Origin of the sequence: Anaerospora hongkongensis, assembly GCF_004339805.1 — a bacterium.
Taxonomy (GTDB): Bacteria; Bacillota; Negativicutes; order Sporomusales; family DSM-15969; genus Anaerospora; species Anaerospora hongkongensis.
The window spans coordinates 1-15,838 of the sequence record NZ_SLUI01000010.1 but is presented as its reverse complement, the minus strand read 5'-3'; the positions used below and the strand labels follow the sequence as shown (position 1 = coordinate 15,838).

The window sequence follows — 15,838 nt, the reverse complement described above, 5'->3', positions numbered from 1 at the left end:
CTTGTAAATATTTACTTACTAGGACATATTACCATGCACGATGAGAAAAGTCAACAACTTTACCTTATTACGGAATTAAATTGTTTTTTTAGCCACTTCATCTAATACGACAGCAATAAAGTCATCAACTGCCTGGGCACCGATGTCTCCCTGTCCCCGTTTCCGTACTGCAACAGTATTATTTTCAACTTCTTTATCACCAATTACAAGCATATACGGAACTTTAGCCATTTGGCCTTCACGGATCTTATAGCCAATTTTCTCATTCCGGTCATCCACGTCGACCCTGATATCCTTCTCGCGCATTGCTTTGGCCAATTGCTCAGCATAAGCCACCTGACGCTCTGTGATGGGCAGAATCTTCACTTGGACCGGAGCCAGCCACATGGGGAATGCACCGGCGAAATGCTCGATTAAAATACCGATAAACCGCTCCATACTTCCATAAGCAACCCGGTGTATCATAACCGGCCGGTGTTTTTGTCCGTCTTCCCCGATATAATTAAGGTCAAACCGTTCCGGCATCTGCATATCCAGCTGAATTGTACCGCACTGCCAAGTCCGTCCGATCGAGTCCTTCAGGTGAAAATCAATCTTCGGACCATAAAAAGCTCCATCACCTTCGTTAATTTTAAAAGCCAGGCCTTTTTCTTCCATTGCTTCCCGCAGGGCATTGGTGGCAGTTTCCCATATTTCATCCGAACCCATTGCTTTTTCCGGTTTCGTGCTCAGCTCAGCATGATAGCTTAGGCCGAATACACGGTAGACAGTATCAAAAAGCTCGATGACGCCCATAATTTCCTGCTTAATCTGCGATGGCAGCATGAAGATGTGTGCATCATCCTGCGTAAAGCTTCGTACACGCATTAGTCCATGGAGTGCACCAGAGAGTTCATGCCGATGAACGAGACCAAGTTCAGCCGTACGCAGAGGCAAATCGCGATAGCTGTGATGCTGGCTGCGATAAACCAGAATACCGCCAGGGCAGTTCATCGGTTTAACCGCATAGCCTTCACCGTCTATATTAGTAAAGTACATGTTTTCCCGGTAATGATCCCAATGTCCCGATTGCTGCCAAAGTTTTTGATGCAAAATAATAGGCGTCTTAATTTCCTGATAGCCATATTTGACGTGCAATTTACGCCAGAAAGCTTCTAATTCATTGCGGATGATCATTCCTTTCGGATGAAAGAAGGGAAAACCCGGTCCTTCTTCCTGCATGCTGAAAAGATCTAATTCTTTACCCAGCTTGCGATGGTCCCGTTTTGCAGCTTCTTCAAGCATCGTGAGATAGGCATCAAGGTCTGCTTTCTTTTCAAAGGATGTACCATAAATACGCTGCAGCATCTTGCGTTTTTCATCACCACGCCAGTAGGCACCGGCCAGGTTCTGCAATTTTACCACTTTTACTTTACCAGTGGAGGCTACATGGGGACCAGCACACAAATCAACAAATTCTCCTTGCTGATAAAGGGAAATAACAACATCTTCGGGCAAATCACGGATCAATTCAACCTTGTAGTTCTCCCCTAGCTCTTCAAAGCGCTTTATCGCTTCCTGTCTGCTGACCTCGATCCGCTCTATAGGCAAATCTTCTTTTATGATTTTTTCCATTTCGGCTTGGATTTTTTCCAAATCTTCTGGTGTGAAGGTGTGGGCAGTATCAAAATCATAATAGAAACCATTTGCAATAGCCGGCCCGATACCAATCTTAACATCACCAAATACCCGTTTTACGGCCTGCGCAAGAATATGCGATGAACTGTGGCGCAACGCATCTTTGCCTGCCTCATCTTCAAATGTCAAAAATTCAACCCGTACAGGCTTGGTTAACTGAGTACGCAAATCAGCCACTTGACCATCAAGTTTGGCGACAAGCGCACTTTTCGCTAAGCCGCGGCTGATTGATTCTGCGACTTGTGTCAAAGTTGTGCCTGCAGCATACTCCCGCTCAGTTCCGTCTTTTAAAGTAATTTGCACTTTTTCCATACTATATTCCTCCTTGCGAACAAATAAAATAAACTCTCATCCCAAAAGGGACGAGAGTTATACTCACGCGGTTCCACCCTGTTTGACTGCACAGCAGCCCAACTTGATCATGTGATAACGGGAAATGACCCGGACTGGCTTACAGCAAGTTCAGCCAGACAGTTTCGAGGTGGTAACAAATATGGTCAGTCCGTAAAATGCTTTCAGCCTCTGGCATTTTCTCTCTGGAACGGCGATTCCCCACTTATCATATCCTCGGCATTACTGATAAATATATGATATTAAAACTGATTATATAGAAGAAATTACTCACTGTCAATATTTTGGGAAACACTTTTGCTTTTGCACAATTCACAGCCGCTGCAATGCATCACCCGGTCTTCAAATATGCTTTTAATCGTACGAATCAGCTCATTCGTTGCCGGTAAATAGGGATTATGCAATACAACATGATGCGGTGAGACAGCAATCAGAGCGGTAATCAATAAATCCTGATAATTAATTTCGTCCGAATAATGAGCATCAAAGCTGTCCAGATATTGATTGTCTATTGACTGCCCATTCTCATCCAAAAGTTTAAAACTGCTGGTTCCTTGAATAATGACATGCGTTTCCTCTACCTGTGGCTCCTGCACATTAATAAAATAGCGCAGCACCCGGATAAACTCCTGATATTCCAGATCCAGCATTAGTTCATCTACCGCTTTGTCTACTATCTGGGCCAGATTGTCCCGGTAATCCTTCAAACGGAACTGTACAAAACCATCGACTACCAGCTCATGATGATTATCAAGATATTCCATAAGGCGCGATATAATCCGCTTACGCCGTGATCCGGCACTAAAGTCCTGAATAACACAGCAGCTGCTGTCATTAAGGAGCTTCAACGAGTTATCATAAATAATTTTTTGTTCTTCTTTGCTGAAGTAATGATAATTACGTTCAATAAGGCGCTGAATAATTGTCTTTTCCTCATTAGCAAGGATAAAATCCGCCACTATCTTTGCCACATAGTTTTTCAATGAGTCTTTAACCCGCTCATAATTGCGAAAGGATAACTCTCCTTCAACAATATTGCAGCCAATAAACGTATACTTCCCCCGATTCATTTCATCAATCGCAATGCGAAATCCTTCGTGCATCAAACTGCAGCAATCCTGCTGCAGCCGCATGGTAATATCCTGGCTGATACCGGTTAACCCAACTGAAAGCAGTTTCACAGACCTCAACTCCTTTCCACGTTATAGTATATGTGGCACCAAGCATTTGCATACAAAAAGCCGGTGCCAGATATGCTGCAGCTTGGGGAATCAGCAACAAAAAAAGCACTCCTTAGGAGTGCTTTCATTCGGTCTGCCTTGCTTGCCTGCTAATAGCGTTCAGCCATTCATCACGCTTTGCGATAATAATTTTTAAAACCCGGTTCCGTATGCTTACTACCGTAAATGCATTCGGTATAAAATAAAAAGTTTTTTCCTTCTTCAATTCGCTTATATGCTCCAAAGGAACCTCTTCCAGGTACTTACGGTTCAAATTCAGTAAATAACCGACAAACACCAGCCGCTCATTCGTTAAATACAAAGCTCCGCTAAAGGCATTGCCTTCCACCGACATGCTGGCATGCCCTTTTTTTACGATTTGTTCCTTGTCTTGAAGAGGAAAGCTGTACATTATTCTCGCTCCCTGTTATCGCATTACCGTCTTACCGCAGTTATTCGCTTCCGGTGCTTCTTTTCCTGCCAGCATTGCCAATTCCGCTACAGTCAGCTCCCGATATTCACCAGGAGCCAGAGCGTCATCCAGCTGCAATGTACCCATGGTTAAGCGCTTTAAATACGTAACCTTTTTGCCAACCGCTGCGAACATTCGCTTTACTTGATGGAATTTCCCCTCATAAATAGTCAGTTTAATTTCGGACTGAGCACCGGAGCGGATAATGTGGAGTTCTCCGGGCAGCGTTTTATAACCATCATCTAATACTACCCCTTGCGCAAAAGCCCGTCCATCCTCTGCTGTTACTTCTCCGGAAATTTGCGCATAATACGTCTTTGCCACATGCTTTTTGGGAGCAAGCAATTCATGAGCCAGTTTCCCGTCATTAGTCAGCAGCAGCAGCCCTTCGGTATCCTTATCCAGACGGCCAACCGGAAAGGGTTTAAAAATCTGGTGTTCCGGCCGTAATAAATCAACGACTACCTCTCCATGATTGTCCTCGGTGGCCGACAAAACGCCTTGCGGCTTATTCATGAGCAGATAAATATATTCCCTAAATAGTACAGGACTGCCGTCTACTTCAATCGTATCCGTTGAAAGCCGCACTTGCATATCCGCATCTTTGGCCACAACCCCATTAACCAGCACTCGCTTAGCCTTAACAATTGCTTTAATTTCCCGCCGTGAACCAATACCGGAATTCGCTAGTATCTTATCCAAACGATATCTATCTTTTTCTGCCATTCATACACCTCAACTAATCTTCCCAGCGCCAGCCGGGTGGATAATCATTTTTCAAACTATGGCCTGCTCCTTTGCCCCAGCCAAGCACAAACCCGTCAATTGTAACGAGATGCCAGCCGGAAGGCCACTCCTGATTGTCAATTTGAATCGTCTCGCCTCGCAAATAACGGATTGCTCCATAGCGGCCCTGTTCATTGCCTGCCGAGAAGTTGCAGCGCTGTGCTGATAGTGCCGCTTCCTGAGGCAGCCCCATTGCAAAGGCCTGACTGGGACGAAAGCGCCCTTTTTCCCACACGCCAAGCAGCCAGCCTGAGCGCAGCACTTTCAAGCCTTTAAGCGACGGCAGCGTTTTATCTTCCCATAAAATATGGCCATTTCGTTCTATTATAAGCCCGCCTGGCGGAAGCCATTTCAGCCAGGCCTGCTCCTGTTTCCATACCTGCCGGGAAAAATCTTGCAATGCTTCCCGGACTGCAGCCTTTAAATTGCTGATGTCACAAGCCTGGTATACATTTGCATCGTTTTTCGTATTCACCGACGGTGTATTTTGTTCCTTTATTCTGGCCGCAAAATGCCCTTCCCCTTTATTTTGATGAGGCCACAGGCGCCGCATCTCCTGAATATGGAACTCTGGATGGCTGTTCACAAAATTCTGTACCTGAATTTCATTTTCTTCGGGCGAAAACGTACAGGTCGAATAGACTATTTCCCCTCCGGCGCGCAGCATATCAGGAACATAGCTTAAAATTTCCTGCTGCCAGCGAGCATATTTCGCCACTTCCTGCACCGACCAGTCATTAGCCATTGCTGGTTCTTTGCGAAACATGCCTTCGCCTGAGCAGGGAGCATCAACCAGAATTTTGTCAAAGTAACCGGCAAACACCTTTGCCAGACGGTCTGGCGTCTCGTTGGTTACAACAACATTCACAACTCCATAACGCTCCATATTTTTCAATAATGCCTTTGCACGTTGTGGATGAATATCGTTCGTAACCAACAGTCCATTGCGCGCCAGCTGCCCGGCTATTTGAACAGATTTGCCGCCGGGTGCCGCACAAAGATCCAAAACACGCTGTCCCGGAGAAGCAGCAAGCAGCTGTGCAGGCAGCATCGCGCTCGGTTCCTGAATATAATACAATCCGGCATAATAATACGGATGTTTTGCCGGCCTTACCTCACTATCCGCATAATAGAAACCGTCTCTGCACCACTCAACAGCTTCCTGTAAATAGGGCAGTAAATTTTTTAGTAATTCTGGCTGAACTTTGAGACCATTAGCCCTGAGTCCAGCAACTTTTTCTTGTTCATAAGCCGCAAGGAAGGCGGGAAATTCCGCTCCTAATTGTTGCTCTAACTTATCGGTTAAGTCTTTTGGCAGTTTCAGCTGCATCACATTCCTCTACTTCAGTTTCACTTACCTAGTAACCAGCAGGAAAAAAAGTGGTAAGTTGCTTCAATATTTCACCGGCTGAATATTGATACCTGGTTCCGAGCCGCTTATAGCTTCGCCTCATTTCTTCCAGCTGCTGCTCTAAAACTTCCGGCGAAAAAGCATATAACTCTGCCGGAGCAATACTGCAAATACAAGCAAGCGCCTCAATTTCCGGCATAATCATATTTTCTTCCGCCCAGCCGCCATTGGCTTTCAGTAAAAATACCGGTTTTTCGGCAATGAGGGCCTCCGCCAAGGTGGACCAGCCGAATTTGGTCACTACAGCGTCACAGGCAGCAACATAATTCTGGATGTCCGGTTCATCATCGGGTATCGAAAATATATTTTGCGCAGGAGGCAGACTAACACCACGGGTGTGGAGCCAGTCAATGCCCGCTGGCAAGGCCTTGTATTCCAGTTCCAGTGCCCCGCCGATGCTGAATAATAGCAGCGGTCTGCCGCTCTTTTTATATCTTCTGCGAATTTCATCCACTTTATCGGTTTCAATAGGACGGCTGATCAGGCCTACTGCAGTCCTGTTGGCAACAGGCATGTTATCCCCCGTTGATAAGGGATATTCCAAAAAGGCAGCTGCCTTTTGATAGAGCTCCCGTAAGATAAGGAGTTCGTCTTCCTCTACATAGTCCTTACAAATTTCGTACCAGGTAAAATTGCTAATGCCGATAGCAGGGATCCCCAGTTGTTCAGCAGCTAAAAAAGCCTCTGGTACAATATCGGATATGATTACTGTTGTTTGCCTGCTGATTTGCTCGCATTCCTGCACTGCCCGTTCTGGCAGTTCTTTAATCCACTTTCGAAGGTTATGAATGGTAGCCGGAAAATTAACTTGTACCTTAACAGGGTCAACAACAATTTCAAAATTGGATGCAAATAATTGAATTTCGGCACTTAGCTTGCGTTCCTGCAGGTAACGTTCGGCAAAAGCAGCATGTTCTGCACTGCATTTTATACAAATAGTGAGATCTTTTTGCTCCTGCAGCAGCAATTCAATTATCGCCAATGATCGGGTTAAATGTCCAAAACCATGACTAGAAATGTAATAAACAATATGCTGCATATTTTCTCCTGTCTTCAGCTAACCGCCTGCTATTGTACTATATGCTGCTAAGTCTAGCGTACTTGTTCAGCTGCAATCTGCTGGTGTCGGAAGCAATCGGTTGTATGATCGTTTACCATACCTACAGCCTGCATGTACGCATAGCAGATCGTTGGCCCAACAAAACGGAACCCCAGTTTCTTCAATTCTTTGCTCATCTTTTCCGATTCCTTCGTTTGTGCCGGCACCTCGCCAATATTGTTCCACTGGTTATTCAGCGGAGCCCCGTCTACGAACTTCCAGATATATTCGGCAAAACTGCCATGACGGTCAATAACCTGAGCAAAAGCTTTAGCATTATCGACAACAGCTCTAATTTTTAACCGATTTCGTACGATTCCCGGATTGTCCAGCAGCTCTGCCATTTTCCGTTCATCATAAGACGCAATCTTCTCCCACGAAAAATCATCAAAAGCATTGCGATAACTTTCTCTTTTACGTAAAATAGTAATCCAGCTTAAGCCGGCTTGCGCTCCTTCCAGGATTAAAAATTCAAAAAGTCTGTGATCACGATACTCTGGCACGCCCCATTCCTGGTCGTGGTAGGCAATATACAGGGGATCCTCGCCACACCATTGGCAGCGAACTGGTGCTATAATTACCTCTTTCCCGTTATCATCCATTATTTCATCACACCTATCATCATAATTTACCGACTTAACTTCTTGCAATGTCTAAATGATAGTCAACCAGGGCATACTAGCACTGGTACCAAATCTTCTCCTCTCCTATGAACTGGCTTAACAGCCAGTTATTTTTTTATCAACCAGCCTCTATCACGCCCTACAAAGCTTGCCATAACTATGGTAAAATAAAGAAAAACGATGCGGAGGTAAACGGTTGTGAATCAATTCAAACAAGCACTATTAAGCCTATGCTTTGTTCTTCTCCTTGTTGCGGCTCCAGTACATATGGCAGCTGCCGCACCGGGTAATCTGCCCGTAGAGGTTGTTGTTGATGATCCTTCCACCTTTTGGGCATGTACGTATTACGCCAAAGAGAATATGCCCACCACAGCTTCTGAAATTAAACTGGAATGGTCGGCGGGAAATTCCTCGAAAACCCAGCGCGAAACCATTGTCCTAAAAGGAAAGGAATCAGGTAAGCTATCTATTCCTGTTGAAAAAGGCACTCTGGTTAACCTGCAGGTTTTTGTTGTTAATACCAAAAATGAAAAATTGGGAGCCTGGAGCCTGCAGTTGTTGAATAACGGCAAAACGGAAGTAATCCGAGTCTTCTCCCCTGAAACTGTCCAACCCGAGTTTAACAGAGACTAATCTTGCTAAGTACGCTGGTGTAATTATACACCAGCGTACTTTTTTTGCCAAAATTTCCTTTACTATTCTGCCATTAGAGAACTAAAACCTTTTTTGGGAAAAATTAACGTCAAGTCTATGTAGGAAATTGTCCTTTGGGGTCGAATTGTGTAATAACAGATTGAATTGCAGGTGATACATATGCTTTTAACACTGCGTGCTACTTTGCATATCATTGGCGCTTTTGCCTTGTATTATTTAGCAATCTTACCAGGTAGAGCCGCCTTGCGCTGTCTGGCTACCGGTAATATTTTATGGATAATAGCCGGAATGCTCTGGCTGTCCATACCGGTTGCAGTTTTTATCTGGCTTCCTGTTTCGGCCTTTTTAAACAATGACTACGAATTGCTGCTCATCGAGTTTTTATGGTTAGGCAACTACCTGCTTACTCAGCTGAATAAACAGTCTGTTTGAATATAACCCTCAACATGACAACGACCTCCGCTAAGCGGAGGTCGTTGTCATAGATCAGCTGCCCTAGAATAGGATCTTAATAATCACGCTAACGGCTATTGCGCCGCCCAGCCAGACAGCCCATTTGGGAATATCATATTCTATTGCTTTTTCTTCAACCTTATCGTCTATTTTCGATCCCACTTCGTCTAATTTTTCTTTCAGTTTTTCATCCATTTTATCCCCTCCTATGTTATTATATTCTGTTAACTAGCTAATGGTTCCACCGTTTTTACTTGCTAGTTAACAGCCATACAGGAGGGATATACCGGCATTTTATTTATTGGTAATATTAAAGCACACTAAGCCCAGACAGGGAACGTTTTCGGGCTTTGGCTCGCCGGCGCACTTTCCCAGTTGATTATAGACGCATTGGCATTTTAATCCCATAATGCAGGTCACTCTCTTCACCTCTCTTTAGTATATGCTATTTTTCCCTTTATTTTAATTTTTCATAACATTCTGCAGAAAATAAGAGCAGAGCACTCACCGCAATGAGTGCTCTGCTCTTATTTTCTTTCATTTGGCGCTGCAAGCGCTAGATCGACATGGCAGTAACCATGTGGATTTTTTTTGAGATAATCCTGGTGGTACTCTTCTGCTGCATAAAAGGTCTGCAATGGTTCAACCTCAACAACAACCGGTTGCTTGTAGCTCTCCTGAACACGCTGAAGCGCATCCTTGATCACAGCTTCATCCTGTTCTTCTGTATAATAAATGCCGCTGCGATATTGGGTTCCGCGATCAGGCCCCTGACGATTAAGACTGGTGGGATCAATAATCCGGAAAAAGTGTTCGAGTATTTTACTCAGTGTTATTTTTGTTTGATCATAAACAACTTCACATACTTCCGTATGTCCCGTTTGCCCGCTGCACACTTGCTGATAACTTGGATTCACGGTTTGTCCCTGGCCATATCCTACCGTGGTATCAACCACTCCCTGCAATTGTTGAAAGTACCCTTCAACACCCCAAAAGCAGCCGCCTGCCAGCCATATTTTCTTCACTGCAACATCACCGCCTTCTTTGCTTTAGTATACACTCTTTTCACTGCCGCCTATCCGCAAAAAAGTAACCAGCGGCTATATTTGGCAGTCAACTTTTTCCGGAGTAATAATACAGACAGTCTCTTGCTCATTTCTTTCGTTGTTGGCTGTTTTTTTGCGGGTAAAGGGTTGATTTTGCTTCGGCTCAATAGCAAAGGAATTCACTTTTATAACTTTTTTCCCCACAACCGGCGCAACCGGTAATACCTTATCCTCGTAGTCGCTCAACTCCATTCCCCCCCATAAAAACTATTTCTTCTGCTATAATTCGCGCTAGGAAATCGCTCTCCCTGCCAATTTATTACTGATTCAGAAATCTGCCCTTGCATCTGCGATCTTTTTTTGCTATGCTATTCCTAAATAACATATAACTACTATAGTGATGATAGGAAAAGTACGTATTTCTTCTTTTTACAGAGAGCCGCGGCTAGTGGAAAACGGCAAAAGAACAATACGGAAAGCCACCCTGGAGCTGGAGGCGAAATTTTTTAAGCCTTACGTAGCCGGCGTTAACGGTGTCAAGTGAGCCAATTGGCTAATTTAGGTGGTACCGCGGGTCAGTTCCCGTCCTTCTTATAGGACGGGAATTTTTTATTTTTAAGCTTTAATTTAGAAGGGAGCATTACGATATGAAAGAACTACTGGAACTGTTGGATAAGGAACCAGCCCTGCCCTTAAATAAACTGGCAATTATGCTGGATACTCCGGAAGAGGAATTAGCGCAAACCATTAAACGGCTCGAGGATGAAAAGATCATTATTAAACGCCCTGCAATCATCAACTGGGAAAAAGCAGGCCTTGATAATGTTACAGCCGTTATTGATGTAAAAATTACCCCCCAGCGCGAAAGCGGCTTTGACTTCATTGCCGAGCGTATTTACCGCTTTCCTGAAGTACACAGTGTCTCACTGATGTCGGGCGCATATGATCTTTTGGTAATCATCCAGGGACAAACGCTAAAAGAAGTAGCCCAATTTGTGTCAGATAAACTGGCGACAATCGACGGGGTTATCAGCACTACTACTCATTTCATGCTGAAGAAATACAAAGAAGCGGGCGTAATTATCGAAGACGAAGAAGCTGATCACAGGCTGGTAATCACACCATGAACTGGTCGAGTCGAATTTCACCAACCGTAAACGCTATCCCCCCCTCCGGTATTCGTCGCTTTTTTGACATTGCAGCTGAAATGAAAGGGGTAATCTCACTAGGTGTAGGCGAACCGGATTTTATCACTCCCTGGCATATCCGGGAGAGCTGCATCTATGGACTGCAGCGTGGTTACACTTCCTATACCTCCAATTATGGGCTGCTAGAGCTAAGAGAAGAAATTTCCCTCAAATTTGCTGCAGAATACGACGTTCAGTATAACCCGCGCTCCGAAGTACTGATAACGGTCGGCGTAAGTGAAGCCGTTGATCTGGCAATGCGAGCCCTCTTAAGCCCAGGCGATGAAGTTTTAATTCCTGAACCCTCTTACGTCTCCTACAAAGCCTGTGTCTCACTGGCCAGTGGTGTCCCTGTTCCTGTTCCTACTTTCATGGAAGATGAGTTTCGTGTTACCGTTGACCAGTTGGAGAAAGCCATAACAGACCGCACAAAAATCCTGCTTATTGGCTACCCGAATAATCCAACCGGGGCCATTATGACTAAAGACGATTTATCCGCCATTGCCGCCTTTGCTCTAAAGCATGATCTCATTGTGATCTCAGATGAGATCTATGCCGACCTAACTTATGAAAACAGTCATACATGTTTTTCCAGCCTGCCTGGTATGCGCGACCGAACCATTGTCTTAAACGGCTTTTCCAAAGCCTATGCAATGACTGGCTGGCGCATAGGCTACGCTCTATCGAATCCGGATTTTATTGGTGCTATGATGAAAATTCACCAGTATACCATGCTCTGTGCGCCGATCACCGCTCAAGTTGCCGCCGTGGAAGCTCTGAAAAGAGGAAAGGTCAATATGCAGAAGATGGTCGATGAATATAATCATCGCCGTCGGCTGATGCTTGATGGGTTTCGTCATATGGGCCTGCCTTGTTTCGAACCGAAAGGTGCCTTTTATATCTTCCCTTCCATTAAGAAAACAGGCCTTACTTCCATGCAATTTGCCGAAGAACTGTTAAAGGCAGAAAAAGTCGCCCTAGTCCCCGGCGATGCATTTGGCGCCAGCGGGGAAGGGTTCGTTCGCTGCTCGTATGCAGCTTCTGTTGAGAACTTGTCGGAAGCACTCGTCCGGATTGAGCGGTTTATACAAACAAAACTAAAATAAAAAAAGAGTCAAATAATCGCCTTCGTTAGCAGATTATTTGACTCTTTTTACATGAACAGCTGCTTTTTAAATAATTGGACCAGCCGTTTACTGCGCTCCCAGTTATCCTTTGCGTTGTTGACTATAAGATCCGCCAGCTTCTGCATAGCCTGAACTTCTTCCTGATAAGTGAAAACTCTTTCTAAAGCATTGGGGTCCCTTCTTTTTTGGAGGCGGGAAATACATTCTTCCACCGGCGCATATACTCCCAAAACTAAAACGCGCTCCCCATATTTTTTACGTAATTCACTTGCTCCATTGCTGTCCACAATAACAGAAGCGAGCGCTCCTGAACGGATAACCTGCTCAAATGATGCTGCAGCTGTTGCATACAGGTTTCCATTATACTGAGTAAATTCAAGTAATAAGCCCTCTTCAAACATCCTCATAATCGTTTCTTGCGTTGTAAAATGATAATCCACACCATCTACCTCACCTACACGAGGGGAACGCGATGTCCATGTAACAACCGGCGGAATATCCATAAAATCCTGCAAGGTGCTTTTTCCTGCGCCGCTGGGACCTAAAAAGGCAATAATATTGATCATAACTACACCTCTGCTTAGTTGTACTTTCGATTCTACGCTTATAAGTTGCCTGGGTACTCCGTAAAAATAACATTAATCGTGACACTTAACCCCGATTCACCTGCCGCCCAAAAGTACAGCGAGCTTCTCGGATTAATAATCAGCGGCACAATACTAATCGGATTAAAATGATTTGCCAACGACAGCTGACGCAAAAGAACATCCCCTTCACTTATACTTACCATAGTATCGGCAGCTGCTGCAACCAGTGTCGTCGTGGAAGGAATGTGCTTATTATTTACATTATACACTGTTTGCGGCATAAGTGAGCCATTTACTATGCCATTGCGGATAATTGAATAGCCAATATTGACCGAGCTGCTCACCACCAGGCCTTCTACAGAAGTCATTTTATTGGAGCTGTTATTTTTAATCTCGCAAATAATATTGCCATTATCGGGAAGTGTTAGACTCATTGAGCTGATATGCACTAACCCATTTCTCGCCTGCGCCGTTAAATACGGAATCGTGTATACGGGATCATTTACGGAAGTGATTAATCTAGGATTCAAGCGTGTTAACTCATCATCTTCCTCAAGCAACTGCACTACCTCCTATTGGGGATTACTTAATTAATTCCATACTTGGTTATAAAACAGAACAATACAGGGAATCATTACCTTGTATACATTTCCCTCTCCTTATAACTGGCTTACAGCCAGTTATTCTTTCATCCTCTTCACACAAGGAGTACTACAGTGTCTATCGAGCTTATCATTCAATATTTGTCTCTTGTTATAGCGATCATTGCTTTAATTATCGGCCATAAAGGAATGAAACGCTATCTACCGGTAGCTTTATTCGCAAGCTTATACGCAAATATTTGGTGTTATGTTGCCACTTATTTTCACTGGTGGGAATTTCCCATCCGCGTAATGCCGCATGTCCAGGATGTTTCTTTTGCGGCTAATGTAATTACCGTTCCCGTACTAGCAATGTTTTGGGTTCGCTACTCCCCGATGTCCAGAATAAACTGGGCTCTCCTGTGGTCCATTCTCTTATCTGTCTTTGAGTACTTTGCAGTAGAATATACGGATATGATCAGTTATCACAGCGGTTATGCAATTTATCATTCCTTTATTCTCTGGATGATTAGCTGGTTTATCTGGTATCGCTTTCACATCTGGTTTTATAAAGATGGCTGGAGACCTTAGCACAAAACCAGAGAATATTTCTGATTTCTCTTCACCTCCTATAGGAAACTTAACATATGATAATAACAAAAGAGCTTTCATTAGGAGTTTAGTATGAATGAGAAAATAGTCCTAAAAGTTAGTCTTGAAAACAATAAAACTAACTCAGTATTAGATATTTATTTAAAAAATGAAAAAATGATTCTTGAAATGTACAATCGTTATGCAGATCAACAAACAAATGGAGCTGCCATGTCCGTCGATCCCTATGAATTCATCACAGCTTTACAGCGCTTACTAGGAACGAAATAAATTGGATTTTCTACAAAACGAAACCCCGCTGACATGCAGCGGGGTTTCGTTTTGTAGAAAAAGCAAGGAAAAAAGCCTATTGCCGATATCTGCCGAATATACTTTATTAGGATTGATAAGGCAAACAATCGAGGTGCTAAAGGTGAAAAAAATTCATTTTCTATTGTGTTCTTGCTTCATTGTTGCTACAGCGGTGGTTGGTGAGCTTGCTCAGAGTCAACTGGAAACAAACCGGGTCATCTATCAGGCGCAAGTTCCCCGTAAAGTAATTGCATTAACCATTGATGATGGCCCGCATTATAAGACAACCCCGGAAATTTTAGAGGTGCTAAGACAAAAGCAGGTAAAAGTGACTTTTTTTGTTCTGGGAGTCAATGCCGAGCAATCTCCCGCTCTACTAGCCCAAGAAGTCCGTGATGGACATGAAATTGGCTCCCATGCTTACAGCCACGCATCATTACCGGCACTTTCCCAGAAAAATATTGAAGAAGAGCTTAACAAGACGGAAAAAATCATTCTCGCACAAGCACCCCAGCCTGCTTTATTTCGTCCGCCTGGAGGCATGCTCAACAGGAAAGTTATCGAGATAGCAGAACAAAAAGGCTATAAAGTCGTATTGTGGTCCATAGATCCTCATGACTGGCAGCGCCCATCCACGGAAAAAGTCATTAATTTTGTCTTAAAAGAAGCCAAACCAGGCAGTATCGTTTTACTGCATGATGGCCAATATCCCCTGCCTACTCCCCAGGCTATCGGGACGATTATTGATGCACTTCGTAAAGACGGTTATGAATTCGTCACTGTCAGTGAACTGCTGCAATACAAAAACGAAAGCTATCCCTCGATTACCTCTTTCAAGGATTTATTGAACCGCTTCTAGCCTTTTTCCCATATAATCAAATTTTTTCCTCCTACTGTATACACAAATCACTCTTCTACATATTATGTAATAAAGGGCAAGGGAGGAATCGATATGGTTTCATGGGCAGTTATTGCGGTTATCCTGTTTTTTTTACTGTCCAACTTTTGGCTGATCATCTTAATTCTTCTTGCGATTGGCGGATTATGGATATTAGTCTAGTGGCATTAGAAAAAACTTGGCTTGCATAAAAAAGCGTCCCCCTCGGGACGCTTTACATATTTATTTATAGGGCGGCTTAGTCTGGAATCGAATATTCGTAACTTCTTGTATAAACCGTTTTTGTTGATTTAATAAGGTTACAGTAATCGTGACCGCTAATAAAATACCAAAAACTAAACCAACTAAAATGATTATACCCAAAAGCAGCTCAACTCCAATGCGATTTCTCCTTGCCTATTTCTAGTAAAAACGACATTTTTCCTGCAAGCCTCCTAGTCCATAGTCCCTATTTTTTAATAAGTATTTTTACCCATCTTTTCCAGGCGTACAAGCAAAAGGTTTCAGCCAAGACTTTCGGCAGTTCCGGCCGTTAATCCGGCCTCGCATCAATAATTTGCTTATTGGCGTTAGTATCCTTATAAGTGCATGGACTACAAAGCGGGGGGAATGCCGTTGCATAAGCGTAGGTTAAGCGACAGCGTCGAAGCGTTGCAATGGCACTCCCCCTGCCGGGCCTTTACGCATCATTCTGACTCGCCATTTTACACAAAACAAAAAAGCACTCACATTCGTAAGTGCTTTTTGCTAATCAGCGACTCCC

Annotated in this window: 19 protein-coding genes and 2 other annotated features (1 of these 21 cut by a window edge); of the genes, 7 read left to right on the top strand and 12 right to left on the bottom strand. The window is 43.9% G+C overall.

The annotated features are described in order from the left end of the window. Positions 1 to 9, bottom strand: a sequence feature (ribosomal protein L20 leader region) (it extends 120 nt beyond the left edge of the window). A gap of 66 nt (positions 10 to 75) precedes the next feature. From thrS to EV210_RS14785, 7 genes are all read right to left on the bottom strand, one after another. Further along, positions 76 to 1,989 (bottom strand): threonine--tRNA ligase, encoded by a 1,914-nt coding sequence (gene thrS, locus EV210_RS14815; RefSeq protein WP_132082094.1) that lies wholly within the window; start codon positions 1,987 to 1,989, stop codon positions 76 to 78. Between the two features lie 305 nt (positions 1,990 to 2,294). Continuing rightward, positions 2,295 to 3,209 carry a putative sporulation protein YtxC gene (gene ytxC / locus EV210_RS14810; protein ID WP_132082092.1) on the bottom strand — a complete coding sequence of 305 codons (915 nt, stop codon included), beginning with the start codon at positions 3,207 to 3,209 and terminating at the stop codon, positions 2,295 to 2,297. Between the two features lie 124 nt (positions 3,210 to 3,333). Continuing rightward, positions 3,334 to 3,660, bottom strand: coding sequence for a GRAM domain-containing protein (locus tag EV210_RS14805; protein ID WP_132082090.1), 327 nt, complete (start codon positions 3,658 to 3,660; stop codon positions 3,334 to 3,336). Positions 3,661 to 3,675: 15 nt separating this feature from the next. Beyond that, positions 3,676 to 4,446, bottom strand: a complete 771-nt coding sequence (locus EV210_RS14800; protein ID WP_132082088.1) for a pseudouridine synthase — start codon at positions 4,444 to 4,446, stop codon at positions 3,676 to 3,678. A 13-nt stretch (positions 4,447 to 4,459) separates the two neighbouring features. Further along, positions 4,460 to 5,836, bottom strand: coding sequence for an RsmB/NOP family class I SAM-dependent RNA methyltransferase (locus EV210_RS14795; protein ID WP_243650566.1), 1,377 nt, complete (start codon positions 5,834 to 5,836; stop codon positions 4,460 to 4,462). Between the two features lie 28 nt (positions 5,837 to 5,864). After that, complete coding sequence (locus EV210_RS14790) at positions 5,865 to 6,956, bottom strand: glycosyltransferase family protein (protein WP_132082086.1); 1,092 nt, start codon at positions 6,954 to 6,956, stop codon at positions 5,865 to 5,867. Between the two features lie 53 nt (positions 6,957 to 7,009). Next, on the bottom strand, positions 7,010 to 7,618 hold the full coding sequence (locus EV210_RS14785; protein WP_132082084.1) for a DNA-3-methyladenine glycosylase I: 609 nt from the start codon (positions 7,616 to 7,618) through the stop codon (positions 7,010 to 7,012). Between the two features lie 219 nt (positions 7,619 to 7,837). Here EV210_RS14785 and EV210_RS14780 point away from each other — a divergent pair, with 219 nt between their 5' ends. Next, entirely contained in the window at positions 7,838 to 8,272 is a 435-nt protein-coding gene (locus EV210_RS14780) for a hypothetical protein (protein WP_132082082.1), read from the top strand. A gap of 180 nt (positions 8,273 to 8,452) precedes the next feature. Further along, positions 8,453 to 8,725: a hypothetical protein gene (locus EV210_RS14775; protein WP_132082080.1), complete on the top strand. Its 273-nt coding sequence runs from the start codon at positions 8,453 to 8,455 to the stop codon at positions 8,723 to 8,725. Between the two features lie 63 nt (positions 8,726 to 8,788). Here the strand turns inward: EV210_RS14775 and EV210_RS22705 are convergent, their stop codons facing one another. The 3 genes from EV210_RS22705 to EV210_RS14765 all read right to left on the bottom strand — a co-directional run bounded on the left by EV210_RS22705 (position 8,789) and on the right by EV210_RS14765 (position 10,038). After that, positions 8,789 to 8,941 carry a hypothetical protein gene (locus tag EV210_RS22705; protein ID WP_165898928.1) on the bottom strand — a complete coding sequence of 51 codons (153 nt, stop codon included), beginning with the start codon at positions 8,939 to 8,941 and terminating at the stop codon, positions 8,789 to 8,791. A 332-nt stretch (positions 8,942 to 9,273) separates the two neighbouring features. Further along, complete coding sequence (msrA, locus tag EV210_RS14770) at positions 9,274 to 9,771, bottom strand: peptide-methionine (S)-S-oxide reductase MsrA (protein ID WP_132082078.1); 498 nt, start codon at positions 9,769 to 9,771, stop codon at positions 9,274 to 9,276. Between the two features lie 75 nt (positions 9,772 to 9,846). Continuing rightward, positions 9,847 to 10,038 carry a hypothetical protein gene (locus tag EV210_RS14765; RefSeq protein WP_132082076.1) on the bottom strand — a complete coding sequence of 64 codons (192 nt, stop codon included), beginning with the start codon at positions 10,036 to 10,038 and terminating at the stop codon, positions 9,847 to 9,849. Between the two features lie 145 nt (positions 10,039 to 10,183). After that, positions 10,184 to 10,385, top strand: a binding site (T-box leader). Between the two features lie 54 nt (positions 10,386 to 10,439). On the opposite strand from EV210_RS14765, the gene EV210_RS14760 reads away from it, so the two are divergent. Both EV210_RS14760 and EV210_RS14755 read left to right on the top strand, forming a co-directional pair. Continuing rightward, a complete protein-coding gene (locus tag EV210_RS14760) occupies positions 10,440 to 10,919 on the top strand; it encodes an Lrp/AsnC family transcriptional regulator (protein ID WP_132082074.1) in 480 nt (159 codons plus the stop codon). Next, positions 10,916 to 12,085: an aminotransferase class I/II-fold pyridoxal phosphate-dependent enzyme gene (locus EV210_RS14755; RefSeq protein ID WP_132082072.1), complete on the top strand. Its 1,170-nt coding sequence runs from the start codon at positions 10,916 to 10,918 to the stop codon at positions 12,083 to 12,085. Before EV210_RS14760 ends, EV210_RS14755 begins: the two co-directional genes overlap by 4 nt. Before the next feature lie 47 nt (positions 12,086 to 12,132). Here the strand turns inward: EV210_RS14755 and EV210_RS14750 are convergent, their stop codons facing one another. Together EV210_RS14750 and EV210_RS14745 are read right to left on the bottom strand one after the other, a co-directional pair. Beyond that, positions 12,133 to 12,672, bottom strand: coding sequence for a guanylate kinase (locus EV210_RS14750; protein ID WP_132082070.1), 540 nt, complete (start codon positions 12,670 to 12,672; stop codon positions 12,133 to 12,135). 38 nt (positions 12,673 to 12,710) lie between these two features. Continuing rightward, the gene (locus EV210_RS14745; RefSeq protein ID WP_132082068.1) at positions 12,711 to 13,253 is read right to left on the bottom strand and encodes a hypothetical protein; all 543 of its coding nucleotides are present in this window, start codon (positions 13,251 to 13,253) and stop codon (positions 12,711 to 12,713) included. A 156-nt stretch (positions 13,254 to 13,409) separates the two neighbouring features. Here EV210_RS14745 and EV210_RS14740 point away from each other — a divergent pair, with 156 nt between their 5' ends. From EV210_RS14740 to EV210_RS14730, 3 genes are all read left to right on the top strand, one after another. Then, positions 13,410 to 13,865, top strand: a complete 456-nt coding sequence (locus tag EV210_RS14740; protein ID WP_132082066.1) for a CBO0543 family protein — start codon at positions 13,410 to 13,412, stop codon at positions 13,863 to 13,865. 93 nt (positions 13,866 to 13,958) lie between these two features. Beyond that, positions 13,959 to 14,156: a hypothetical protein gene (locus EV210_RS14735; RefSeq protein ID WP_132082064.1), complete on the top strand. Its 198-nt coding sequence runs from the start codon at positions 13,959 to 13,961 to the stop codon at positions 14,154 to 14,156. A gap of 142 nt (positions 14,157 to 14,298) precedes the next feature. Further along, the gene (locus tag EV210_RS14730; protein ID WP_165898927.1) at positions 14,299 to 15,036 is read left to right on the top strand and encodes a polysaccharide deacetylase family protein; all 738 of its coding nucleotides are present in this window, start codon (positions 14,299 to 14,301) and stop codon (positions 15,034 to 15,036) included. The last annotated feature ends 802 nt before the right edge of the window (positions 15,037 to 15,838 follow it).

Coding starts and splice junctions, on each gene's coding strand:
- thrS (WP_132082094.1), bottom strand. CDS start 1,989: ATGGAAAAAGTGCAAATTACTTTAAAAGACGGAACTGAGCGGGAGTAT.
- EV210_RS14805 (WP_132082090.1), bottom strand. CDS start 3,660: ATGTACAGCTTTCCTCTTCAAGACAAGGAACAAATCGTAAAAAAAGGG.
- EV210_RS14800 (WP_132082088.1), bottom strand. CDS start 4,446: ATGGCAGAAAAAGATAGATATCGTTTGGATAAGATACTAGCGAATTCC.
- EV210_RS14795 (WP_243650566.1), bottom strand. CDS start 5,836: ATGCAGCTGAAACTGCCAAAAGACTTAACCGATAAGTTAGAGCAACAA.
- EV210_RS14790 (WP_132082086.1), bottom strand. CDS start 6,956: ATGCAGCATATTGTTTATTACATTTCTAGTCATGGTTTTGGACATTTA.
- EV210_RS14785 (WP_132082084.1), bottom strand. CDS start 7,618: ATGGATGATAACGGGAAAGAGGTAATTATAGCACCAGTTCGCTGCCAA.
- EV210_RS14775 (WP_132082080.1), top strand. CDS start 8,453: ATGCTTTTAACACTGCGTGCTACTTTGCATATCATTGGCGCTTTTGCC.
- EV210_RS22705 (WP_165898928.1), bottom strand. CDS start 8,941: ATGGATGAAAAACTGAAAGAAAAATTAGACGAAGTGGGATCGAAAATA.
- EV210_RS14760 (WP_132082074.1), top strand. CDS start 10,440: ATGAAAGAACTACTGGAACTGTTGGATAAGGAACCAGCCCTGCCCTTA.
- EV210_RS14755 (WP_132082072.1), top strand. CDS start 10,916: ATGAACTGGTCGAGTCGAATTTCACCAACCGTAAACGCTATCCCCCCC.
- EV210_RS14750 (WP_132082070.1), bottom strand. CDS start 12,672: ATGATCAATATTATTGCCTTTTTAGGTCCCAGCGGCGCAGGAAAAAGC.
- EV210_RS14735 (WP_132082064.1), top strand. CDS start 13,959: ATGAATGAGAAAATAGTCCTAAAAGTTAGTCTTGAAAACAATAAAACT.